Origin of the sequence: Bradyrhizobium sp. CCBAU 53351 (assembly GCF_015291745.1) — a bacterium.
Taxonomy (GTDB): Bacteria; Pseudomonadota; Alphaproteobacteria; order Rhizobiales; family Xanthobacteraceae; genus Bradyrhizobium.
In genome coordinates, this window is sequence record NZ_CP030059.1 from 2018195 (window position 1) to 2041832 (window position 23638).

Below are 23638 nucleotides of genomic sequence, written 5' to 3' on the forward strand. Positions count from 1 at the left end.
CGTCATGATTTATCTTCCGCCGCCAGACCGTTGCCGACGGCGAGCAGCCCGATGAGCGCGACCAGCGCGAAGCCGAGTCCCGCAAGGAACGTTCCCGCCGGACCATAGACGTCCCACAGCGCGCCCGCGATCACGCTCGCGGCCAGCAGAGCAAGGCCGGTGAACAGATTGAAATAGCCGAACGCGGTGCCGCGCAGGTTCGGCGGTGCGGCATCGGCGACGAGGGCCGAGAGCAGGCCCTGCGTCAGCCCCATATGCAGTCCCCACAGCACCACACCGAGCGCGAGGCCTGCCAGATTAGGCAGCAGCGCAAGCGCCAGATCGGCCCCGGCGAGGAAGACGAGCCCGAGCGCGAGCAGGCCGGTCCGGTTGATCCGGTCCGAGAGCACGCCGGCCGGATAGGCCGACATGGCGTAGACGATGTTCATCAGCACCAGCACCGCCGGCACCCACATCGCATTCAGCCCGATGTTCTGTGCGCGCAGGATCAGGAAGGCCTCGCTGAAACGCGCCAGCGTGAAGATGATTCCGACGGCGACGACGCGCCAATAGACCGCTCCGAGCTGCCGCATCGCGGCGAGGTTGAGCGGATTTTTTGCAGGCTCCCGGCTTGGGTCCGGCTCCGGCTCGCTCACCGCGAACGCGATCAAGCCGAAGGACAGGAAGGCCGGCAGCACCGCGACCCAGAACACGATGGAAAAATTATCTGCCGTCCACCACATCAGGCCGATCGCTACCAGCGGTCCGACGAAGGCGCCGATGGTGTCGAGCGATTGCCGCAGGCCAAAGCTCGCGCCGCGCAGGCCGACGGGAGCGATATCGGCGATCAGCGCATCGCGCGGCGCGCCGCGAATGCCCTTGCCCACGCGGTCGATGAACCGCGCCGCCACCAGCCATCCGACGCTGGGCGCAAGCGGGAACAGCGGCTTGGTCAATGCGGCGAGGCCATAGCCGAGTGCGGCGAGCAGCTTGCGGCGGCCGAGCCAGTCCGACAGCGCGCCGGAGAAGATCTTGGTGATCGAGGCGGTCGCCTCCGCAATGCCCTCGATGAAGCCGACGGTCAGTGTCGAAGCGCCGAGCACGGTGACGAGATAGACCGGCAGCAGCGCGTGGATCATCTCGGAGGAGATGTCCATCAGCATCGAGACGAAGCCGAGCACCCAGATTCCTCTCGGTAGCCCGCTACGTGCGGCATTCGATGTCGTCGTCGTCACGTCTTCGCCTTCTCCTGGCCTTGCACCAGACAACAAAAAACCCGCCACCGGCGGGTTTGTCCATGCTCCCGCCGAAGGCAGAGGCTCAAAGATTGCCCCTCCTCAAGCAGGAGTCATCAGCCCACTACGGTCCAAGATTGCGGGTCAAGGCCGCCGGGCGGTTGTCGGGGGACTCCATCCCCATCTGTGCGGCCAACCTAGCATGGAAATCGCTTGGAACAAGTGGCGGGCGCGTCTCGGCCGGCGCCGTCATTCGGGATTCGGCTCTTCGAGTCGCCCCGGAATGACAGTGCTTATGATCGCGCCTGTTCCGGCAGCGCAAGCGCAACATGGCGGCAGCATTGCGCAAAGCGCGCGTCCTTCTAACCCGCAGATTCCTAACTTGAATGTGAAGCGCAAGCGATCTTCGCGCTTTGCGGCAAGGCGATTGCATGTCACCATCGCATCATACGACGGGAGAGGCTGCGATGCGCTTGCTGTTCTCGATCGGGGCTGTGCTGGCGGCCGGCATGTTTGCCGGAGGAGACGTCGCGGGCATCGCGGCGCCAGGACCTAAATTCGAGCCGCCCAAAAGTCAGCCACATAGGTCGGCGGCCGACAGAGACGCGCAGACGGTTGACGTCGAGCTGGTCCTCGCTGTCGACGTGTCCTACTCCATGGACATGGACGAGCTCGCGATCCAGCGCGAGGGCTATGCTCAGGCGATCCAGTCGAAGGAGTTCCTCCAGGCCCTGAAGCTCGGCCCGAATGGACGGATCGCGGTGACCTATTTCGAGTGGGCCGCGTCCAGCGACCAGAAGATCATCATCCCCTGGCGGCTGGTCGATGGTCCTGAAACGGCGGATGCGGTCGCCGCCGAGATCATGAAGACGCCGATCCGGCGCGCCTCGCGCACCTCGATCTCGGGCGCGATCACCTTCGCGATGCCGCTGTTCGAAGAGGATCCCTATCGGGGCCTGCGCCGTGTGATCGACATTTCCGGCGACGGCCCAAACAACAATGGCGGCCCGGTCACGGTGGCGCGCGATGCCGCGCTCGAGAAGGGCATCGTCATCAACGGCCTGCCGATCATGGTCAAGGAGCCGTCCTATTCGACCATGGATATCGACAATCTCGATTTCTACTACGAGGACTGCGTCATCGGCGGCCCTGGCTCCTTCGTCATCACGATCAAGGACCGCGACAAATTCAAGGAAGCGATCCGCACCAAGCTGCTGATGGAGGTCGCCGGCCGCACGCCTGAGCGTCCGGTGATGCGGGTCGCCGACAAGGAGCCGCGCGTCAACTGCCTGATCGGCGAAAAGATCTGGTCGGACCGCTGGGGGCGCTGAAGGGCCGGCTGAGACCTTTTGCCCGCCCGGCCCATGCCCGAGCTTAACGGCTCGTTAACCGGTGCAGGGCCCTAATCAGCCGGTTTCTGTTCGTTTCCAGTCGGCATCCTGACATTGCCGAAGCGAATGAAAGCGGGTTTATCCGGCCCGTCTCCGAGCAATCCAATGGCCATCGTCTCATCGAGCACCAACCAGATTTCGCCCGCCAACGAGCGGCTGTATCACCAGAGCGCTCTGGTCGGCGACTGGAAGGGCAATTGGGTCGGCAACAACCAGCCCGTCGGCTTCAAGGTCGTGAACATCCGCGGCGCCCGGGCGCAGGTCGAGTACACCCATAACGGCCACACTGAGCGCGGCTTTGCCGAGGTCCAGGGCACGCTCATCACCTTCGGCGGGGTCACGGTCGGCACCAAGGACGGCAAGAACATGGTGATGCTGTTCTCCTTCGGAGGCGCCGGCAAGCAGACCGCCAATCTCGAGAAGCAGGCCCCACCGGCTTCCGACAGCCGTCTGATGGGAAGCTGGGGCGGCTATTCCAGCGCCAACGGCAAGAGCGCGAGCTTCAAGGTGCTGGCCGTCAACGGCAAGGAAGCGCAGGTCAGCGTTACCACCGACGGCGTCACTCGCCAGGGCACCGGCTACGTCTACAAGAACGTCATCATGTTCGGGCAGACGCAGATCGCGACAGACGACGGGCAGAACGGCAAGGTGATCTACCAGGTCGGCACGAAATCCTTCATGGTGCCGGTGACGAAATATCCGCCGGCCGATTCATCGTCCTCCGTGGACAGGACCGCCTGAGCGCGCCGTCTTTCGTCGGTCTCTCCATCACCGGTTCGGCGCCCGCTTCTCCACGAACGCTCTCAAACGCTCCTGCGCCTCGTCGGTCGTTGCGACATTGCAGAAATCATCCACGGCGCTCGCGATGCTGCGCCGATAGTCGAGATCGACCTGGCGCATGAAGGCGGCGCGGCCCATCCGCAGCACCGCGGCCGATTTAGCGGAAAATTGCGCCGCAAGCCTCAGCACCTCCGTCTCGAGTTCGGCATCATCCACCACGCGGTTCAGCACGCCGAGCTCGCGCGCTTCCATGGCGCTGAAGACCCGGCCGGTGAACAGCAGCTCGAAGGCACGATGACGTCCGACGATGCGCGGCAGATGCGCATAATGGATCGCGGGAATGACGCCGACGTCGATCTCGGGATAGCCGAACGTCGCGCTCTCCGCCGCGAGCACCACGTCGCACGACACCGCCATGGTCATGCCGCCGCCGCGCGCCGCGCCACCGACCGCGGCGATCGACGGCTTTCCCAGCCTGTACTGCGCATCGTAGAGGTCGATATAGAGCGCCTGGAGGAATTCGCGGATCTCGGCGCCGGACTTGCCGAGCAGGATGTCGAGATCGAGGCCCGCCGAAAAACGTTTTGCAATCGCACTCGCCAGCACGACGACGCGCGCGCCGTCATCGTCCGCCGCGCGGCGGAAGGCTGCGACGACGCTGCGGATCATCTCGAGGCTCAGCGCGTTGACGGGCGGGCGGCGTAGCGTGATGCGAGCGACGTCGCCGAGACGTTGGTACGCGACGGGATTGTCAGATGTCACCGCTTTCTCCATGCCTTCATTGGGACAGCACCTTCAACTCGCGGTCGATGTTGCGCAAGACGTCACAAGCGGGTGCAAGGGCGCCATCGCCGATCAGCCGCCAGACGTCGTCGGTCCGTTCCGCCAGATGCGGGATCGTCAGCGGCAACAGGGCGGCTTCGTGCAGCGCGCCCTTTTCGTTGATGAGATAGCGTTGGTTGAGCGCGAACAGCACCTGCGCGATGCAGGCGAGCGATCTGTAGAGAGAGCCCGCGACGTGGGTCCGGTCGCCGCGCGCAACGGCGAGCTCGGCGTTCTCGATGCCGAATGAGATTTCCCACTGGAAGCGCTGGATCAGGACGTCGCGCAGCGGTCGTGGATAGGGCAGGGCGATCGATTTCAGCCGCGCGATCAGGTCCTCCGGATCGTGCAGGGGCTGGCAATAGGCGATCTCGCCCATCCAGATGGCCGAGCAGAAGCCGTGCGGATGGCCGGGCTGATAATCCATGGTGACGAGGCCGGCATGGCAGGACTTCATCACGGCTTCGACCGTATCGGCATTGCGATAGAGCAGATCGACCTTGCGGCCTTCCACAGACAGCCAGGCGCCGCCGACGATCCATGGTCCCCATTCGCCGACCGGCGTCACGGTCGTGGCGGCGGGATCGTCGGCGATCTCCTTCGCAGCCGCCAGCAGCCGCTCGGTGTCGAGCGGGCTCGCGGCGGCGAAATAGAGCCCGACATCATGGTCGGAAGTGGGATGCGCGCTGCCTCGCGCGCGCGAGCCGCCGAGCACGATGGCCGCGACGCCGGGGACGTCGCGGAACGCGGATATCAGGCGCGAGAGCAACGGATCGGGGGGCATGAGGTTCAGTTGTCGGGACGGCTCACGGCCGCGACATTGGTGCGGCCGCGGCGCTGGCATTGGCCATATCAAGGCAGTATAATCTGCAAAAGTCTTGACGGTAGCTTCAATGTCCAGCCTTGCCCCTTCATCCGTTGTCGTAGCCTTGCTCGCTGTGCTTTGCCCGATCGCGGCCCCGGTTCAGGCCCAGGTCGCGCCGCTGAGATATTGGGTGCCCGGCGGGCCTTTCGGTCTCAGTGGCGGCGCCAACCAGAGTTCCGATAGATATGGCAATTTCACCAGCCTCAATGCTGGCGATGCGGATTCGCGTAGCGGCGCGGCGAACGGCTTCTTCGTCGGCAGCCAGCGCGGCAATCTCAATTGGAGCGCGCTCGGTCAGATCGGACTCAGTCAGGCCGGATTTGCCGGAAATTTCAACGCGCTCTCTTATGACAGTACGCAGTTCGGCTACAGCACCAAGACCGCGGGCGGCTTGCCCGTGACGTTCTTCGCTGGTTTCGACACTTTGAAATATGGCAATGGCATCGGCAGCTCGATTGCGCCGCTAACCTCGGGCGCGGCACCCGGCTACAGCGCGTTTGCGGGCGTGGAATTCAAGCCGACCTCCAATCTCAGCCTGTCGTTCGGTGCCGGTTTCATCCAGCAGGACTCGGGCCGCATGGACAGCGATATCCGATCGAACATGCTGCCCGGCGAGTCGCCGGCGCTGAGCGGGCTGCGGCGTTAGGATCGCATCACCAGCTCCGGCGGACGCCGCGGCGATTTCGGCAGGTCCGGACCGGCTCCGAAGCGCATCACGATATCGCATCGCCGTTCGCCCAGTCCAAGCGAGGCCGCAAATTGCGACCTCAGCGCCGCCACCTCGACCGGCTGGTTGACGAAGGCATATTTCAGTCCCAGCGCGGTTGCCAGCAAGCCGAAGCGCTGGCAGGCGCGCCCGACCGCGATCCAGTGCGATTTGTCGCTGCGATCTGCAGCGAGCGCGACGACACCCGCCGAGCTGGCAAGCTGTTCGCGGTACTTCTTGTTTTCCCCGCTTTCGGTGAAGAAGAGTTTCAGAAGTGGCCGCCCTAGCCATGACGGCAGGGAGGGATTTCCCGAGGCAGGCGCGAACAACCCGTCCATGGTCGCGAGCGCTTCCGCCTCGTTGAAGCGAATCCAGCTCACGAGCTCGCGCATGAAGGCCTTGTCGCGCATTTGCGCCGAATTGCCTTCGAGCACGTAGTCGGCGACCCCGGCCAGCGCGGCGCGCTCGGTCATCAGGATGGCTGTGACGTCAGGTTGACGACAGGCATCCTCGAGCCGACGCAAGGTCTCGGGCGCGACGGGCCTGCCGTCGAACGCCGCGCGGGTGCATTGCCTGATCGGAATCGCGGCCGCCAACGCAGATGGGGCGGGCGGCGCTTGCTCGAGCGCGATCACGATCCGGTCGCCGTCGATGACTGGGTCGGCGCGCCAGCCCAGCGTGGACGCCGCGAGGATGAGGTTTTCGGCGGCGCAGCCGAGACTGACGAACAGGTGATGATCGTCCGGATCGACGGCCGGGCAGCGGCGCGAAAAATCCGGCGCGATCGCGATGTCGTTGCCGCGTGCGGCGAAGATCCACGGTTGGGTGTTGTGGCTGTTGGCCGCGAGAGTGGCAAAGCGCACGAGTTCGCGATCCCGCGGCACGGCCCGCAGCGGAGCCCGAGATGCCGTCACCGCCGCGTCATAGGTCATCGCCGCCCCTGCGGCGGGAAGACCGCTGATCGCAGTCGCGGACAACCCGAGCGCGGTTGCGATGAACTGTCGCCGGTCAACCACAAGCGTCCGCTCCCTGCCGTTGCGCAGGATGCGTCTAGCAGTGGCGGGCTCCGGAACGATTGACCGGAATCAAGATCGGACACCGAATTCCGCGCAATCCGGGTTTGCGCATCACGACAAGCCCGCCACCAGCGGCCGCTGCAGATGCCGGGCCATGAGCTCGGCCGCCTCGGTGTAGCGCCGCGTCTCCAGAACGTCGAGCAGGCGCAAATGCTCGCGCACGTGCCGCCGCATGCCCTCGCGGTCGGCGAAGCTGCGATAGGCGAACAGGCGTCTGATCGAGTTCACGCGCTTCAGCGCTTCGAGAAAGAAGGGGTTGCCGGCTCCACGGATAATCTCTTCGTGGAATTCGCAGCCCGACTGAAAGATCTCGCCGATCGTCATCTTCTCGATCTCGCCTTCAAACACGCGTTGCTGGCGTTCGCGCAGGCGCACGATCACCTCCTGCGGTAGCGAAAAGCCGGGCTGCGCGATGGCCGCCGGCTCGATCACCGCGCGAAATGCCTTGGCCTGCGCTTGCGCTTCGGGACTGGAGACCGTCTCCGCAAAACGCCAGCCATAGCCCGGCAGGCGTGCGATCCAGCCCTCGGCGGCGATCCGGTCCAGCAGCCGCTGCAACTCGGCGCGCGTGACGTCATAGCGGCGCATCAGCTCCGCCTCGGTGACGTCGACCGGCAGCCGTGTCGCGAGCACGTCGCCCGCGACGGTCGCATACACCTGCTCGTTGCGCCTGACCGCCGCGAGCGCGGGCTGGGCTGCGCCGCTGGTCGGATTCTTCGCCAGCACGAAGCCGCGATGCGGCTCGCCGCGCGCCAATCCCGCCGCTTCCAGCGCCTTGAGGCCGAGCCGGATCGGCGCGCGTGAAAGGTCCAGCGCATCCGCAAGCCTTTGCTCGATCAGGCGGTCGCCGGCCTTCATGCCCTCGCGCCGGGCGAGCGCCATGATCAGCCCGGCGAGGTGCTCGGCGCGTTCGGAACCATTCTTGTCGCTGCGCGGTCGGGAACTATCGGATGCGCTCATTGCAGTGCATGCAAGTTTTAGGGCTTGACAGACTGTCCCACAGATTGTTCTTTTCTGCAACAATATACAATCGACCCAGGGAGAGAGCCCGATGGTGCGCGCGCCCGATGTCTACATTTGCGAGGTTGCTCCGCGCGACGGTCTGCAGAACCTGGACATCTTCGTTCCGACCGAAGCCAAATGCGCACTGATCGACACGATCGCCGCTGCCGGCGTCCGCGAGATCGATGCCGGATCGTTCGTGCCGCCAAAGGTCGTGCCGCAATTCGCCGACGTCGATGCGGTGATGGCGCATGCGCTGACCCACAAGTCCGCGACCATCGGCGCGCTGGTGCCGAATCCGAAGGGCGCCGGGCGCGCTATCGCGGCAGGCGTTGACGCCGTCTATTTCGTCATCTCCGCGAGCGAGACGCACAACCAGGCCAATGTCCGCCGCTCGGTCGACGAGCAGATCGAAGCATTTCGCGCGGTCCGCGCCGCGATCGACGACCGGCCTGTGGGCCAGCGGCCGCAATTGATGGGCGCGATCTCCACCTCCTTCGGCTGCTCGCTGGAGGGTGAGGTGAGTGAAGCGGCCGTGTGCCAGGTGGCGCGTGCCTTTGCCGAGGCCCGCGCCGACGAGATCGGGCTTGCCGACACCGTCGGTTATGCGACGCCCAAATCGATCGGGCAGATCGTCTCGGCGGTGCGGCGCGAGGTCGGATCGCAAATGACCCTGCGGCTGCATCTGCACGACACGCTCGGTGCCGGCCTCGCCAATGCCGTCGCGGGCCTCGAAGCCGGCATCCGCCGGTTCGATGCCGCGGTGTCCGGCCTCGGGGGCTGTCCCTTTGCTCCGGGAGCGCGCGGCAACATCGTCACCGAGGACCTCGTGTTCATGCTGGAACGCATGGGCCTCTCCACCGGCATCGACCTCGATCGCCTGATGCAGACGCGCGAAATTCTCGCCCGCCATATTCCGGCAGCACATTTGACGGGGCATCTGCACGAGGCCGGAATCCCGAAGGTCCTGCGGAGCGCGGCATGAGCATGGCTGCGCGTGAGACGGCATCGGAGCTCCGCCCGCTCGCCGGCCTTCGGGTCGTCGAGTTCAGCCAGATGGTGATGGGGCCGAGCTGCGGCTTGATCCTCGCCGATCTCGGCGCCGACGTGATCAAGGTCGAGCCGCCCAAGGGCGACCGCACCCGGTTTTTCAAGGGACCCGCCGCCGGCTTCTTCGCCACCTACAGCCGCAACAAGCGCAGCATCGCGCTCGACACGTCGACGGCGGAAGGCCAGGGCGTCGCGCGCAGGCTCATCGAGAACAGCGACGTCCTGATCGAGAATTTCCGGCCGGGCCTATTGAAGCGGATCGGCCTCGACTACGAGAGCGTCGCGGCCTTCGCGCCACGTCTGATCTATTGCTCGCTCAAGGGCTATTTGCCCGGACCTTACGAGAACCGCCTCGCGCTCGACGAGGTCGTGCAAATGATGGGGGGCCTTGCTTACATGACCGGCCTGCCCGACCGTCCGATGCGCGCCGGCGCCTCGGTCAACGATGTCATGGGCGGCATGTTCGGTGTGATCGCGATCCAGGCTGCGCTCGCCGAGCGGCAGCGGACCGGCCGGGGCCGCTACATCCAGAGCGCGCTGTACGAGAACAACGTGTTCCTGATGGCGCAGGCCATGATGTGCGAGGTGGTCAGCGGCCAGCCGTCCATTCCATATTCGATCAAGGACAGTCCGTGGCCGGTCTACGATCTTTTCGACACCAAGGACGGCTCGAAGCTGTTCGTCACCATCGTCGGCGAAGAGCAATGGGAGGCGTTCTGTCGGGCCTTCGATCGCGAAGCCTGGCTCGTTGATCCGCGCTTTGCGACGAGCAACGATCGCGTCGATCATCGCAGCTGGCTGATCCCCGAGATCGCGAAGATCTTCAAGCAATGGGACAAGGCCGATCTCGCAGCGCGTCTTGAACAACTCGATCTGCCCTACGCCCCGGTGAACAAACCCGGCGACCTCTTCGATGATCCGCATCTCAACCGGTCGGGCGGCCTGACCGAGATTCGGCTGCCCGGCGGCGGCGAGGCCAAGACGCCGCTGCTGCCGATTTCCATGGACGGAAGGCGCCTGCCCAATCGCTACGATCCACCTGGGATCGGCGAGCACAGCGGCGAGATCCTGAACGAGATCGGGATGTCGCCGAATGAGATCGAAGCGCTCCGACAGGCCGGGACGATCAAGGTCGCGCCGTCCTGATCGATCGGTGCCATCGAACAAGAGCAAAGGGAGGAGGAGCACATGAGCATTACCAGACGCCAGGCGTTGATCGCCGGCTCCGCATGGGCCGGCGCATCTCTGCTGCCGGGACAATCGCGCGCCGAGGCCAAGCAGGTCTCGCTCGCCTTCGGACCGGTCTCGCCGGTGTATGCCATCGGCATGATCGCGGAGCTGAAGGGGTACTTCAAAGACGAAGGACTCGATTCCAAGCTCATTACCGGCAACGCCGGCACATTCGGGCGTCAGACGCTGGCGGCAGGGCAGGCGTCGTTCGCCCATGGCGATGCCAGCCACCCGCTCCAGCTCGGTGCGCGCGGCAAGCCGTGCAAGATCCTTCTCGCGACCGAGATGGTGTGCTCCTACGCCAGCATCATGGTCCGGCAGGACCTCTACGAGAGCGGCATCACTACGGTCGAGAAGCTCGCCGACTTCAAGCGCCCCGATGGCGCCAAGCCGATCGTTGCCGCCACCGCGATCGGGTCCGGCACCTGGGTATTCGGCACTTATGTGTTCGAAGCGCGCGGGCTTGGCAGCAAGGTGAACTGGGTCGCGGGCGGCGGGCCCAACACGATGTTCCCTTCGCTCCAGACCAAGCAGTTCGACGCCATCATGGCGCCGCCGAGCTGGATCGTCGAGGTCGAGAAGAAGGGCTTTGGCAAGACGATCTACGACACCTCCAAACCCGGCGTGTTCGAGAGGGATTTCGGCGGGACGCTACCGGTGCTCGTGATCTACACGCTGCAGGACACGGTCGAGCAGGACAAGGCGATGGTGCAGGCCTATGTCAACGCGATCTATCGCGCGATGGCCTTCGTGAAGGCGACGCCGCTCGCGGAGGTGCAGGCGCTCGTTGCGCCGAAATATTTCTCAGGGATAGATCCCGATGCGATCAGCGCCGAGCTCGGCTTCGACAAGTCGACCTGGGCCTATGACGGTGTCATCGACAAGGCTGCGTTCGAACGCGGCGCCAAGCCCTGGTACCGCAAGGGCACGGATATCCCCGAGACCAGGTACGAGGATGTCGTCGACATGAGCTTCCTCCAGACAGCCAGGGCGAAATACAAATGATCGCCGCGTCAGGCCAGGGTCTTGCGCTCGCGCGCAACGAGGATCATGCAGCGGCGGCGCGCATCCGCATAGCGGTGCAGGGGCTCACCAAGCGCTTCAACGCGTCGGGGCGAGAGTTCGTAGCGGTGGACGACGTCTCCTTCGAGGTCAAGCAGGGTGAGTTCGTCGCGCTGCTCGGGCCGTCCGGCTGCGGCAAGAGCACCATTCTCAACATGGTCGCGGGGCTGCTGCCGCGCTCCGGCGGACGTATCCTGATCGACGAGGACTCGGTCGAGACCGGCAAAGTCAGCTCCGGGGTCGGGTACGTCTTCCAGCGCGATACGCTGTTTCCCTGGCGTACCGTCGAGCAGAATATCGGCTATGGGCTGGAGATCGCCGGATTGCCGAAGGTCGAGCGTGCGGGGCGCGTCGCTTCGGCCGTCGAGAAGGCCGGGCTGACGGGCTTTGCGCAGAGCTTTCCCCGCATGCTGTCCGGCGGCATGCGCCAGCGCGTCGCCTTGATGCGCACGCTGATCCTCGAGCCCGAGATCCTGCTGATGGACGAGCCGTTCGGCGCGCTCGACACCCACACCAAGCTGGAGATGCACAAGACGCTACTGGAGATCTGGGAACGCGAACGGCAGACCGTGTTGTTCGTGACTCACGATCTCGGCGAGGCCTTGACCTTGGCGAGCCGCATCATCCTGCTCTCGGCGCGGCCCGGACGCCTCAAGGAAGATTTCGACGTCGCCATTCCGCGTCCGCGCGATCCCGTTGCCATACGCGAGACCGCCGAATTCGGCCGCCTCTATTCCCACATCTGGCATTCGCTCGGCGAAGAGTTCCGCCGTACCAGGGCCGACTGACCATGTCCAACAGCCGCATCGTCATCCTGTTCTGGCAACTGGCCATTCTCGCAGCAATTCTCGTCGTCTGGCAGTGGGGCTTCGAATGGAGCAAGGCGCTGCTGCCGAAAGCCTTTGTGCCAAAAATCCTCGATCCTTATTTCGTCGCCAAGCCGTCGCTGATCTGGCAAAGTTTTTTGCGGCTCGGCTGCTTTGCTGACGCCGGCGGTTTTGCCGCCTGCGTCAAGAGCAATGACAACAATCTGTGGCTTGCCACGCTCGTCACCTTGAAGAACACCTGGTGGGGCTTCCTGTTCGGCTCGGCGAGCGGCATCGCGGCTGGCCTCGTTCTCGGCCGTTCGGAGTTCCTGGCGCGCGTGTTCGGGCCCTACATCGTGGCGCTCAACTCGATCCCGCGCATCGCGCTGGTGCCGCTCGTGATCCTGATCTTCGGCCTCGGCGACCTCTCCAAGATCGCGACCGCCTGGCTCGTCGTGTTCTTCGTGGTGTTCTTCAACACCTTCGAGGGAACGCGTGCGGTCGACCGCGATCAGATCGCCGCCGCCCGCCTGCTCGGCGCCAGCGAATTCACGGTGCTGCGGACCGTCGTGATCCCGTCGGCGCTCGCCTGGGTGTTCGCTTCTCTGCTGCCGGCGGTGTCCTTTGCGCTGATCGGCGTCATCGTCGGCGAGTTCATCGGCGCCGAGCGCGGCCTCGGCAAGCTCATCATCGAAGCCGAGGCGCGGGCCAATGCCAGTGAGATGATGGTCGCCATCTTCGTGATGATGTTCGTCGGCATCCTGCTCGCGGTCGCGGTGCGCTCGTTGCAGTCCTACCTCTTGCGATGGCAGCCGCAATTCGAGCCGTCGGCGTAGCCATCAACGGCTGAATCGCGCCACCAGCTCCACATGCGGCGTGTGCCGGAACTGGTCGACCGGCACCACCGCCTCCAGCCGATAGCCGCCGTCGATCAGCAGACGCGCGTCGCGGGCAAAGGTCGCGACGTTGCAGGACACCGCGATCACGACCGGTACTTTGCTCGCAGCGAGCTTTAGCGCCTGCGCCTGCGCGCCCTGGCGCGGCGGATCGAACACCACGGCGTCGAAGTCGCGCAGCTCCGGCGGCACCAGAGGGCGGCGGAACAGGTCGCGCGGTTCGGCCTTGATCGGCTTCAGGCCGGGTGTGCGCGCGGCCTTCGCCAGCGCCGCGACCGCCCCGGCGTCGTTGTCATAGGCGGTGACTCGCGCCTTCTCGGCGAGCCGTAGCGCGAACGGGCCGACACCGCAAAAGAGGTCGAGAACCTCCTTGGCCTTGCCGATGCGCTCGATGACGAGCGCGGCCAGCGTCTCTTCGCCTGCGACGGTTGCCTGCAGGAACGAGCCCGGCGGCAGCGTCACCTCGGCGCGGCCCATCTTCACCGTCGGCGGCAGGCGTTGCAGCACCAGCTCGCCATGCCGCGTCAGCCGCGCCAGGCGGTGCTGCTCGGCGACGCGCGACAGCGCGGTGACGAGCGGCGTCGGCAGCGGCCCGGAGCCGCGCACGTCGACATCGAGGCCGTTAAGAGTGGCGGTCACCTGGATGTCGAGCGGCTTGGTCACCGGCATCCTGGACGTCAGCGGCTCGGCGAGCGCCCAGGCGGCATCGAGCGCGCCTTCGAGCGCAGGATCGAGGATCGGGCAGCGGTGGATCGGGATGACGTCGTGCGAGCTCGTCGCGGAGAAGCCGACCTTGAGGATGTCGTGCGTGCCGAAGCGGCCATGCAGCGTGACACGGCGGCGGCCGGCGCCATGGGCACCCACCAGCGGCGCCACCTGGCAATCGATGGCGGCCTGCGCCAGCGTCTCGACCACGATGCCGCGCTTCCAGGAATGATAGGGCGCTGCCGCCCAGTGCTGGATCGCGCAGCCGCCGCAGACGCCGAAATGCGGGCAGAACGGCTCGATGCGCTCGGGGCTTGCGATATCGACCGCGAGCAGCTTGCGGCGATCGGGATGGTGGCCGACGACGTGATCGACCTCGACGGTCTCGCCTTGCAGCGTATAGGGCACATAGACCGCATCGCCCGTCGTGAGGCAGACGCCGTCGCCGCGATGGCCGACGTGATCGATGGTCAGGCGCTCAACCACGGCGCGCGCCCAGGAAGAATTCGACATTGCCGTCGCCGCCCGCGATCGGGGAGGGAAACACCTCGATATCGGTGCAGCCGAGCGACGCGGCGAAGGCGGCGATATCGTCGCAGATTTCCCGGTGCACGGCGGCGTCGCGGACGATGCCCTTCTTGTTGTGCTTCCTGTCCGCCTCGAACTGCGGCTTGATCAGCGCCAGCAGGCTCATCGGAGCGGCGGCGAGGGAGAGCGCCACCGGCAGCACCGTCTTGAGCGAGATGAAGCTGACGTCGATGACGACGACATCGGGCCGCGCCGGCAGCCTCTTGCCGTCATAGAGGCGGATGTCGGTCTCCTCCATCGACACGATCTTGGAATGACCGCGCAGCGAGGGATGCAGTTGGCTGGTGCCGACGTCGATGGCGAACACCAGGCTCGCGCCGTTCGCCAGCAGCACCTCCGTGAAGCCGCCGGTGGACGCTCCGACATCGAGGCAGACATGGTCCTCGATCTCGATCGGATAGCGCTCCAGCGCGCCGGCGAGCTTGACGCCGCCGCGGGAAACGTAGGGGTGCGCGGGCTCGGCCTGGATGACGGCGTCCTCGGCAATCGTCTCCGACGGTTTTGAAACCGGCTTGGCGTCGGCCGTGACGCGACCGGCCTCGATTGCCGCGCGCGCCCGCGCCCGGCTTTCGAACAGGCCGCGCTCGACCAAAAGAACATCCGCGCGCTTGCGGGCAGGGGACAATCGACTCTCCAGATAGGGCTGGCGCTTATGTAGCGATCAATCGCGCGGCCGCCATCCGGACGCAAGCCTCGAACGCGGCCAGATCGTGCCAGACGTCGGTGGGCATGGTGGCCGGCGTCACCAGCGGGCAGCCGTGCAGCTCCAGCGCGTGGATCATCATGAGGTTGTCGACGAGGCCGAAATCCTCGACGGTCAGGCCCTGCGCGTCGACCAGCCGCCCGTCCTCGGACGTGACGTCCATGAAGCGGCCGAGGCGGTCGGCATAGGTGGCGCCGTCGTTGGAATAGGCGAGGCAGAACTTGCTGCGCCCGGCCATATAGCCGAGTTCGTAGACGGTGCCGGGATCGGCACCGGCGCCACGGAACGGGGTGAGGTTGGCGATGATGGCATCGGCCTCGTCCATCATCGCCTCGTTGCCGCAGAAGATCTGCCGCGAAGCGTCGGACGCGGAAAGGTCGATGGCGTTGTCGAGGGGATAGAGGCCGGTCAGGCCATGCGCCGCGCAGATCTCGACCTTGCGCCGGCCGATTTCCATGGCATCCGGCAGGAACACGTCGGGACCTGCCAGATAGATTTTCATGGCGTTAGTACCGGAAAATTTGGGTCGAGGTGCAAGCCATAGCGTGCGGATTGCTGCCTGCCCCGCGTGCGGGGGAGGCAAAGGCGGCCTTTGGCTGCCGTTCTTAGGGAACGCCGATGCGAAGCATCGGCTACGGGAGAGGGTTGTGTCCTCAATCGAGAACCCCCGAGAGGAGAACGCCCTCACCCGAGGCTTCGCGTCGCCCTCTCCCGCAAGCGGGAGAGGTAAACCAGCCTCAAGCCAGCTTGACCGTCTCGGCCTTGACGTCCTTGCCGAGCGCCTCGAACACCTTGGCGACGATGCCCTTGGCGTCGAGACCGGCGCGGCCGTACATCGCGGCGGGGGTGTCGTGGTCCTGGAACACGTCGGGCAGCACCATCGAGCGGAACTTGACCATGCCGGTGTCGAGCACGCCCTGGTCGGTCAGGAACTGCGCGACATGCGAGCCGAAGCCGCCGACCGAGCCTTCTTCGATCGTGATCAGCACGTCGTGGTCGCGCGCGAGCTTGAGCACCAGTTCGGTATCGAGCGGCTTCATGAAGCGCGCATCCGCGATCGAGGTGGAGAGGCCATGCGCGGCGAGCTCGTCGGCGGCCTTCTCGCATTCGGCGAGGCGCGTGCCGAAGGAGAGCAGGGCGATCTTGCTGCCCTGGCGGATCATGCGGCCCTTGCCGATCTCGAGCGGAATGCCGACCTCGGGCATCTCGATGCCGCGGCCTTCGCCGCGCGGATAGCGCAGCGAACTCGGACGGTCGTTGATCGCGACCTGGGTCGCCACCATGTGCACGAGTTCGGCCTCATCGGCCGCCGCCATGATCACCATGTTCGGCAGACAGCCGAGATAGGTGTTGTCGAACGAGCCGGCATGCGTCGCACCGTCGGCGCCGACGAGGCCGGCGCGGTCGATGGCGAAGCGGACGGGCAGGTTCTGGATCGCGACGTCATGCACGATTTGGTCGTAGCCGCGCTGCAGGAAGGTCGAGTAGATCGCGCAGAACGGCTTGTAGCCTTCGGTCGCGAGTCCCGCGGCGAACGTCACCGCGTGCTGCTCGGCGATGCCGACATCGAACGTGCGGTCGGGGAAGGCCTTGTTGAAGATGTCGACGCCGGTGCCCGACGGCATCGCCGCGGTGATGGCGACGATCTTGTCGTCCTTCTGGGCTTCCTTGACGAGGCTCTGGCCGAACACGTTCTGGTAGGCCGGCGCATTCGGCTTGGCCTTGGCCTGCGTGCCGGTCGCGACGTCGAACTTGACGACGGCGTGGTACTTGTCGGCGGACGCTTCCGCGGGGCCGTAGCCCTTGCCCTTCTGCGTCACAACGTGGACCAGGATCGGACCGGTCTCCATGTCGCGCACGTTCTTCAGCACGGGCAGCAGATGGTCGAGATTGTGACCGTCGATCGGGCCGACATAGTAGAAGCCGAGCTCCTCGAACAGCGTGCCGCCGTCCATCATGAAGCCGCGGGAATATTCCTCGACGCGGTTGGCGCGGCTGGCGATGATCTTGGGCAGGCGCTTGTTGATCTGCTTGGCCGCATCGCGCAGCGTGCGATAGGTCTTGCCGGAGTAGAGCCGCGACAGATAGGCGCTCATGGCGCCGACCGGCGGCGCGATCGACATGTCGTTGTCGTTGAGGATGACGATCAGGCGCGAGTTCATGGCGCCCGCATTGTTCATGGCCTCATAGGCCATGCCCGCCGACATCGCGCCGTCACCGATCACGGCGATGACGTTGTTCTTGCCGCCGGAGAGATCGCGCGCCACCGCCATGCCGAGGCCGGCGGAGATCGAGGTCGAGGAATGCGCCGCGCCGAACGGATCGTAATCGCTCTCGCTGCGCTTGGTGAAGCCGGACAGGCCGCCGCCGGTGCGCAGCGTGCGGATGCGGTCGCGGCGTCCGGTGAGAATCTTGTGCGGATAGGCCTGGTGGCCGACGTCCCAGATCAGCCGGTCGCGCGGCGTGTCGAAGACGTAATGGATCGCGGTGGTGAGCTCGACCACGCCGAGGCCCGCGCCGAAGTGACCGCCGGTCACCGAGACGGCATCGATGGTCTCCTGCCGCAGCTCGTCGGCGACCTGGCGAACCTGCTCGATCTTGAGCTTGCGCAGGTCTTCCGGCGTCCGGATGGTGTCGAGAAGCGGCGTTTTACTGTATGCGTTCACGGCGATTTCCAATTTGTCAGCGCCGGAAGGTCATTCCGGTGCGCGATGGGTTTGCACAATATCGGCGCAGCGCGAGTCCTCAAACCGTCGGAGCCACCTGCATGGGGCAAGGCCCCGTCTTCAAGCTTAGGTAAGCTTAAGTGCGCTCCGGTTCAGTCTCTGTGATCCCTGTCACTTAGATCGGCTTCGTCCGTCCCAGCCAATTTCATTAGCAGATTGAAGCGCTTGTCGTCGGTAATCGGTGCCTACGCAAGGCTTGCAAAAAGCCACACTCCGCGCAGCTTTACACCAAAGCTTGGGCCAAAGCCAACCCGCCGGACCGATTAGGGGTATGCAGATGCAACCGGCGGGCCAGAGTGGTTAACCGTGGGCGGGGGCCATGGGTTCCGGCCCAGGCCCGCCCCTATGCAGGCTATTTTACCTGAATGACGTCTTTTTTGCCCTCAGCAGGCCGATTCCGGACCGGACGGGCAATCGATCCGTCTGCACGGAACCGCGAAGCTTCGGAACGACGCCGTGCGATCATGAAAACAATGCGGCGGCCACGCTTGCCGTGAAGCTGCTTCGCCCAGTTGTCAGGCGACCGCAGGAAATTCTCGGCTCCGCTTACTGGACGTCGAGCGGTGCCGTGCCGGTGGCCTGGCCGCTGGCATCGGTGGTGATCTTGTCGACGCGCGCTTCGGCCTGGCGCAGCAACTCCTCGCAGCGACGCTTGAGCGCCTCGCCGCGCTCGTAGATCGTCACGGATTCCTCGAGCGGCACCTTGCCGTCCTCGAGCCGCTTCACGATCGTTTCGAGTTCCTCGATCGCGCGCTCGAAGGTGAGCTTGGAGACGTCGACTTGGGTATTTTCGGCCATATCCGTTTCCGATTGCCCGATTCGCTTTCGCTGGAGTGAAGGCGGGTTTTGCGGGCTTAATGTGGCGGGCGTCTCTACGCGCCCATCAGGGCGCCGACATGCGCCGTAACAGATTCTTTCAGTCCTTGCAGGTCATAGCCGCCCTCGAGCACCGAGACAACACGCCCTCCGGCGGTCTTGTCGGCGAGATCCATCAGCTTGCGCGTCACCCAGGCATAATCCTCCGCGCGCAAATTCAGCGAGGCCAGGGGATCGCGGTAATGCGCGTCGAAGCCGGCGGAGATGACGAGCAGCTCGGGGCTGAATTTTTCGAGCTGCGGCAGGATCAGATTCTCGAACGCGGAGCGGAATTCCGGTCCGCCGTCCTCGGAGGCGAGCGGTGCGTTGACGATGGTGTCGTGGTCGCCGCGCTCGCCCTTGGCGCCGGTGCCCGGAAACAGCGGCATCTGATGCGTCGAGCAGTACATCACGGTGGGGTCCGACCAGAAGATGTCCTGGGTGCCGTTGCCGTGATGCACGTCGAAATCGACGATGGCGGCGCGCTTGATGCCGTATTTGCGCTGCGCATGGCGCGCGGCGATCGCGACGTTGTCGAAGAAGCAGAAGCCCATCGGCTTGCCGATCTCGGCGTGATGCCCGGGCGGACGCACCGCGACGAAGGCGTTGCGGTGTTCGCCCTTCATCACCGCTTCAGTCGCCGCGACCGCGCCGCCGACGCCGCGCATCACCGCCTCCCACGTGCCCGGCGACATCGACGTGTCGCCGTCGATATAGACCTGCCCGCTGCTCGGCGCGATGTGGCGCAGCTCGGTGACGTAGTGCTCGTTGTGGCAGAGCGTGACGAGATCGAGATCGCCCTCCGGCGCCTGGTCGCGCGCCAGGAACTGGAAGCGCTCATGCGACAGCGCTTCCTCCACGGCGCGCAGGCGATCGGGCCTTTCAGGGTGTCCCGGCGGCGTGACATGGTCGAGGCAGGCCTTGTGGGAAAGGAGGAGCGTGCTCATCAGGTCGGCCTCACAAGAAACGGGCTTTCGTCGTCGCTTGGCGCATCCGGCGCCAAAACGCAATGCCTGACACAATCTATGCGCTTGGGCGGCAATGGCAAAGGGGCGTCCCGGGCTGCTGCCGTTTGATCCGGATCAATTCACCCGCAGGATGCGGGTCGGCGGTAGCGGACCGATTGGTCCGTGCGCCCGGAAGAACGCGAACAGCGCGTCCGCGTCGTAACCGCCATATTGCGGCGAGGCGCCCTGTTTGGCGACGGTAAAACCGTCGCCGCCGACGGCAAGGTAATCGTTGAGGGTGATACGGTAGCCGCTTCCAGGCTCGATCGGCCTGCCGCCCAGCGTCATCTTCTCGGGGATCACGCGCTCGCCGAATGGCTTCGACGCATCCCAGGCATAGCTGAATCCGTTCGACACCTGGAGGATCCGCGGCCGCTTCGGGTCCAGCCATTGCTGCTCGAGCATGTCCTTGAGCTGGCTGCCGGTCAGCGTCATCGTGACCAGGCGGTTGCGGAACGGCTGGCTGGCGAACACATCGCCGAAGGTGATCGCGCCGTTCTCCTTCGGGACGATGTCGGTGCGGATGCCGCCGGGATTGGTGAGCGCGATGACAGCGCTGCCATCCCTGGCGTCCTTGGTCGCGGCGAGCTGCGCATCCGCAATGACATCGCCGAGCGCGCTTTCGCCGGCCTCGTTCGGCACGCGCGACAGCGTCTGCATCACCGATCCGGCCGGCCGGTTGGCGATCGGCGCCGAGAGCCTGTCATAGGCCTCGATCAGCGCGGTCTGCTCCGCATCTTTCGCCAGCGAGGCATTGGCGACGATGACGTTCTCGCCCCTGGCGCTGACGATGTCGCGCGTGGCGGGATCGAGCTTCAGGTCGATCGCGGTGACCAGCGTGCCGTATTTGTCACCGCTGGTGACGAGCCGCCCGTCGATATCGCAGACATAGGCGCGATGGGTGTGGCCGCTGACGACGACGTCGACGGCGCGGTCGAACTTCTTCACGATGTCGACGATCGGCCCGGTGATGCCGGGGCATTCATTGTAGTCGCCGGCGGGCTCGCCGCCCTGGTGGATCAGCACCACGATCGCCTCGACGCCGCGCGCCTTCAACTGCGCGACCTGTGCATTCACGGTCTCGGCCTCGTCGCGGAATTCGAGCCCCTGGATGCCTGATGGCGAGACGATGCCCGCGGTCTCCTTCAAGGTCAGCCCGATGAAGGCGACGGGGACGCCCTCGAACTCCCTGATCTCATAAGGCGGCAGCAAGCTGTTGCCCGTCGCGGCCTCGATGGTGGATGCTGCGAGATAACGGAATTTGGCGCCGGTGAAGGGATGCGGCCCCTGGCAGCCGTCGACCGGATGGCAGCCGCCGTTCTGCATCCGCAGCAGCTCGGTCTTGCCCTCGTCGAATTCGTGATTGCCGACCGAGCTGATCGCGAGCCCCATCATCGACAGCGACTCGATCGAGGGCTCGTCGTGGAACATCGCCGACAGGAACGGGCTCGCGCCGATCAGGTCGCCGGCGGCGACGAGGATCGTGTTCTTGTGTCCGTCGCGCAGCTGCTTGACCAGCGTCGCCATGTATTCAGCGCCGCCGGCCGCCACCATCACTTTCTTGCTCCTGTCCTCGGGATCTCCGATACGGATGCCACCCGGCGGCGGGCGCAGATTGCCGTGGAAATCGTTGATCGCGAGGATGCGCAGCTCGACCGGGGCCGCGGTCTGAGCCGTGGCGGGGAGGGCAAAGGTCAGCGCGAGAGCGGCAAGGGCGGATCGGTATCTCATGGAAGTAGAGTAGCCACCCCGCGCGAAGATTTCACGAAAGTTCTCACCGTCATTCTGGGGCGCGCGTAGCGCGAACCCGGAATCCATTGGGCTGCAGTGACGGTGGATAAATGGATTCCGGGCTCGCGACTTCGTCGCGCCCCGGAATGACTGGCAAGCCTAGGAAATGCGCGAGCGCCTACCGCTTCTTCCTGTTCGCGAACGCAGTGAACGCCGCCACCGCCTCGTTCGACTTCAGCCGTTCGCCGAACAGGTGGCCCTCCTGGTCGATGCGGCGGGTGAGCTCTTCGGCCGGCGCGCGCAGCAGCTTGCGCGAGGTTGCGACCGCTTCGGCCGGCAGCCGGCAGATATCGCGCGCCACCTTGCGCGCCTCGACCTCGGTATGTCCCGCCGACACCACGGTGTTGACGAGGCCGGCGGCATGCGCCTCCGCGGCGGAAAACGTCCGCCCCATCACCAGCATCGCGAAGGCGCGCTGATATCCCATCGTGTTCGGCACCAGGAGGCTGGCTGCGCCGACCGGCACCAGCCCGAGATGGATGTAGGGTGCGGAAAAGGTCGCGGCATTCGAGGCGAGCACGTAGTCGCAGTGGAACAGCATCACGGTGCCCATGCCGATCGACGCTCCGTCGACGGCCGCGATGATCGGTTTGACGTTGAGGGCGAGCGAATAGAGAAATTTTGCGCCTTCCGACAGCGTTTCGGGGCGCGAGGTGTCGGCGTGCATGAAATCGTCGATGTCGTCGCCCGCGGTGAACACGCCGGAGCCGCCGGTGATGATCATGCAGCGGATATCGGGATTGTTCTGCGCGGTGTCGATCGCGTGGCCCATCTCCCGGTACATGTCCTGGGTGATCGCGTTCTTCTTGCCGGGACGGCGCAGGGTGATCACGCGCGTTCCACGCTCTTCGGTGACGACGATGTTGCCATTCGGCATGAGGGTCCCCTGCGGTCGCCGCGATGCCCGCTGCTTTGCGAGTCTCGTCGGGCATCAGCCTACATCATCTCGCAAGCCTGCCAATGCGCTGGCTCAACCTTTTCGGCGCCAATTTCTGCAAGGCCGGCACGGGGCAGCCGCCGCTGTCGCGCACTGCAACAATGAGCTACAATGTTTTATTTGAAAAACCGGTGGTTGTAGTGCACGATGACCCGGTTCCATTTAGCCGATTGCTCGATTGATGATTGCTGCGACCCGCGTCGACGAATCCTCGCCGCACTACCGCGGCTGGCGCGTCGTGCTGGCCTGCTTTCTGATGGCCTTCTTCATGTTCGGCTTCGGCCTGTACGGCCAGGGCGTTTATCTCGCCGAGCTGCAGCGTGCCCATGGCTGGCCGGGCTCGATCGTCTCGGCTGCCAGCACCTTCTCGTTTCTCCTGACGTCCGTGCTCGTCATCTTCACCGACGATCTGCTCGACCGTATCGGGCTGCGCGCACTGATCCTATGCGGCCTGGTGGCGCTGGGCGCTTCGACCGCGCTGCTGGCGCTGATGCAGACGCCCTGGCAGCTCTATCTCGCCTATGCGCTGATGTCGGTCGGCTGGACCGGCATGGGTACCGTGGTGATCGCGACCGTGCTGAACTCCTGGTTCGAACGCCGGCGCGGGCTCGCGCTCAGTCTCGCGTTCAACGGCGCGACCTGCGGCGGCATCATCCTCGTTCCGTTGCTTCTGTCGCTGACCGGCAGCATCGGCTTTCGCTCCGCCATGCTGGCGGCCACGCTTGCGATGATGGTGCTGGTGCTGCCGGTGGTGATGATGTTCATCGGCTGGCCCGCCGGGACGGCGCAGGCGCCGGGCCACCGCCGCTCCGGTGAAGGCGTGCCGACGCCGGCCCACTCGCGCAAGGCCCTGCTCGCCAACGCGGCATTTTGGACCATGGTGCTGCCGATCGCGATCGCGCTGCTGGCGCAGATGGGATTCATCATTCACCAGGTGAGCTTTCTCGATCCGCTGATCGGCCGCTCCGCCGCAGGGCTCGCGGTCACCATCATGGCGGCGATGGCGGTGGTCGGCCGCCTGTCGCTCGGCCTCTTCGTCGACCGCCTCGATCCGCGTCTGGCCTGCGCCGCGTCGATGACGAGCCAGGCGGCGGCCCTGTTCGTGCTTCTCCAGAGCACGAACCCGACGATGCTGCTGGCGTGCTGCGCCGTCTACGGCTTCTCGATCGGCAACATGATCACCTTCCCGCCCTTGATCATCCAGCGCGAGATCGGCGCCGACGCCTTCGCCACCGCAATGGGATTGGGCACGTCGATCAGCGGCGTCGTCAGCGCCTTCGGTCCCGGCATCGTCGGCCTGGCGCGGAGTTTCACCGGAGATTACACCAGCGCGTTTGCGATGTGCGTCGCGCTGGATCTCGTGGCGGCGGGGATTGTGCTGTGGCGGCCGGGGAGAAGGGCGAAGCTCGCAGCTTCGTAGCCCGGG

Annotated in this window: 23 protein-coding genes and 1 riboswitch; of the genes, 10 read left to right on the forward strand and 13 right to left on the reverse strand. The window is 65.4% G+C overall.

Annotated elements, in window-relative coordinates; genetic code table 11:
* Positions 1–2 precede the first annotated feature (2 nt).
* On the reverse strand, positions 3–1214 hold the full coding sequence (locus XH83_RS09575; RefSeq protein ID WP_194406758.1) for an MFS transporter: 1212 nt from the start codon (positions 1212–1214) through the stop codon (positions 3–5).
* 100 nt (positions 1215–1314) lie between these two features.
* Positions 1315–1405, reverse strand: a riboswitch (Fluoride riboswitch).
* Positions 1406–1681: 276 nt separating this feature from the next.
* Here XH83_RS09575 and XH83_RS09580 point away from each other — a divergent pair.
* Positions 1682–2545, forward strand: coding sequence for a DUF1194 domain-containing protein (locus tag XH83_RS09580; protein WP_194406759.1), 864 nt, complete (start codon positions 1682–1684; stop codon positions 2543–2545).
* A gap of 165 nt (positions 2546–2710) precedes the next feature.
* Positions 2711–3346, forward strand: a complete 636-nt coding sequence (locus tag XH83_RS09585; RefSeq protein WP_194406760.1) for a hypothetical protein — start codon at positions 2711–2713, stop codon at positions 3344–3346.
* A 27-nt stretch (positions 3347–3373) separates the two neighbouring features.
* Here XH83_RS09585 and XH83_RS09590 read toward each other — a convergent pair whose 3' ends face one another.
* Positions 3374–4147, reverse strand: coding sequence for an enoyl-CoA hydratase/isomerase family protein (locus XH83_RS09590; protein WP_246776448.1), 774 nt, complete (start codon positions 4145–4147; stop codon positions 3374–3376).
* A gap of 16 nt (positions 4148–4163) precedes the next feature.
* On the reverse strand, positions 4164–4991 hold the full coding sequence (locus XH83_RS09595; protein WP_194406762.1) for a nucleotidyltransferase domain-containing protein: 828 nt from the start codon (positions 4989–4991) through the stop codon (positions 4164–4166).
* Positions 4992–5100: 109 nt separating this feature from the next.
* Here XH83_RS09595 and XH83_RS09600 point away from each other — a divergent pair, with 109 nt between their 5' ends.
* Entirely contained in the window at positions 5101–5718 is a 618-nt protein-coding gene (locus tag XH83_RS09600) for a hypothetical protein (protein ID WP_194406763.1), read from the forward strand.
* Here the strand turns inward: XH83_RS09600 and XH83_RS09605 are convergent.
* Both XH83_RS09605 and XH83_RS09610 read right to left on the reverse strand, forming a co-directional pair.
* Complete coding sequence (locus tag XH83_RS09605) at positions 5715–6710, reverse strand: Tat pathway signal protein (RefSeq protein WP_371746356.1); 996 nt, start codon at positions 6708–6710, stop codon at positions 5715–5717. The two genes, XH83_RS09600 and XH83_RS09605, sit on opposite strands and share 4 nt — an antisense overlap.
* A 195-nt stretch (positions 6711–6905) precedes the next feature.
* Positions 6906–7814 carry a GntR family transcriptional regulator gene (locus tag XH83_RS09610; RefSeq protein ID WP_246776449.1) on the reverse strand — a complete coding sequence of 303 codons (909 nt, stop codon included), beginning with the start codon at positions 7812–7814 and terminating at the stop codon, positions 6906–6908.
* A 91-nt stretch (positions 7815–7905) separates the two neighbouring features.
* On the opposite strand from XH83_RS09610, the gene XH83_RS09615 reads away from it, so the two are divergent.
* From XH83_RS09615 to XH83_RS09635, 5 genes are read left to right on the forward strand one after another with little or no spacing between them, the layout of a single operon-like run.
* Positions 7906–8841 carry a hydroxymethylglutaryl-CoA lyase gene (locus XH83_RS09615; protein WP_194406765.1) on the forward strand — a complete coding sequence of 312 codons (936 nt, stop codon included), beginning with the start codon at positions 7906–7908 and terminating at the stop codon, positions 8839–8841.
* Entirely contained in the window at positions 8838–10052 is a 1215-nt protein-coding gene (locus XH83_RS09620; RefSeq protein WP_194406766.1) for a CaiB/BaiF CoA-transferase family protein, read from the forward strand. Before XH83_RS09615 ends, XH83_RS09620 begins: the two co-directional genes overlap by 4 nt.
* A gap of 42 nt (positions 10053–10094) precedes the next feature.
* Positions 10095–11141, forward strand: a complete 1047-nt coding sequence (locus XH83_RS09625; protein WP_194406767.1) for an ABC transporter substrate-binding protein — start codon at positions 10095–10097, stop codon at positions 11139–11141.
* Positions 11138–11986 carry an ABC transporter ATP-binding protein gene (locus tag XH83_RS09630; protein WP_194406768.1) on the forward strand — a complete coding sequence of 283 codons (849 nt, stop codon included), beginning with the start codon at positions 11138–11140 and terminating at the stop codon, positions 11984–11986. Before XH83_RS09625 ends, XH83_RS09630 begins: the two co-directional genes overlap by 4 nt.
* A gap of 2 nt (positions 11987–11988) precedes the next feature.
* The gene (locus XH83_RS09635; protein ID WP_194406769.1) at positions 11989–12840 is read left to right on the forward strand and encodes an ABC transporter permease; all 852 of its coding nucleotides are present in this window, start codon (positions 11989–11991) and stop codon (positions 12838–12840) included.
* A 3-nt stretch (positions 12841–12843) separates the two neighbouring features.
* On the opposite strand, the gene XH83_RS09640 is transcribed toward XH83_RS09635, so the two are convergent.
* From XH83_RS09640 to XH83_RS09675, 8 genes are all read right to left on the reverse strand, one after another.
* Complete coding sequence (locus XH83_RS09640) at positions 12844–14091, reverse strand: class I SAM-dependent RNA methyltransferase (protein ID WP_194408212.1); 1248 nt, start codon at positions 14089–14091, stop codon at positions 12844–12846.
* Positions 14084–14818 carry a TlyA family RNA methyltransferase gene (locus XH83_RS09645; RefSeq protein ID WP_194406770.1) on the reverse strand — a complete coding sequence of 245 codons (735 nt, stop codon included), beginning with the start codon at positions 14816–14818 and terminating at the stop codon, positions 14084–14086. The genes XH83_RS09640 and XH83_RS09645 overlap by 8 nt, the downstream gene beginning before the upstream one ends.
* A 25-nt stretch (positions 14819–14843) precedes the next feature.
* Positions 14844–15398 (reverse strand): nucleoside 2-deoxyribosyltransferase, encoded by a 555-nt coding sequence (locus tag XH83_RS09650; RefSeq protein ID WP_194406771.1) that lies wholly within the window; start codon positions 15396–15398, stop codon positions 14844–14846.
* A 235-nt stretch (positions 15399–15633) separates the two neighbouring features.
* On the reverse strand, positions 15634–17562 hold the full coding sequence (dxs, locus tag XH83_RS09655) for a 1-deoxy-D-xylulose-5-phosphate synthase (RefSeq protein WP_194406772.1): 1929 nt from the start codon (positions 17560–17562) through the stop codon (positions 15634–15636).
* Between the two features lie 606 nt (positions 17563–18168).
* A complete protein-coding gene (locus tag XH83_RS09660) occupies positions 18169–18420 on the reverse strand; it encodes an exodeoxyribonuclease VII small subunit (protein WP_091964702.1) in 252 nt (83 codons plus the stop codon).
* A 74-nt stretch (positions 18421–18494) separates the two neighbouring features.
* The gene (locus tag XH83_RS09665; protein ID WP_194406773.1) at positions 18495–19424 is read right to left on the reverse strand and encodes a histone deacetylase family protein; all 930 of its coding nucleotides are present in this window, start codon (positions 19422–19424) and stop codon (positions 18495–18497) included.
* A 135-nt stretch (positions 19425–19559) separates the two neighbouring features.
* Positions 19560–21215, reverse strand: a complete 1656-nt coding sequence (locus XH83_RS09670; protein WP_194406774.1) for a bifunctional UDP-sugar hydrolase/5'-nucleotidase — start codon at positions 21213–21215, stop codon at positions 19560–19562.
* A gap of 178 nt (positions 21216–21393) precedes the next feature.
* The gene (locus XH83_RS09675; RefSeq protein ID WP_194406775.1) at positions 21394–22152 is read right to left on the reverse strand and encodes an enoyl-CoA hydratase-related protein; all 759 of its coding nucleotides are present in this window, start codon (positions 22150–22152) and stop codon (positions 21394–21396) included.
* A gap of 83 nt (positions 22153–22235) precedes the next feature.
* On the opposite strand from XH83_RS09675, the gene XH83_RS09680 reads away from it, so the two are divergent.
* A complete protein-coding gene (locus XH83_RS09680; RefSeq protein WP_194406776.1) occupies positions 22236–22394 on the forward strand; it encodes a hypothetical protein in 159 nt (52 codons plus the stop codon).
* On the forward strand, positions 22394–23632 hold the full coding sequence (locus tag XH83_RS09685) for an MFS transporter (RefSeq protein WP_194406777.1): 1239 nt from the start codon (positions 22394–22396) through the stop codon (positions 23630–23632). Before XH83_RS09680 ends, XH83_RS09685 begins: the two co-directional genes overlap by 1 nt.
* Positions 23633–23638: the final 6 nt, after the last annotated feature.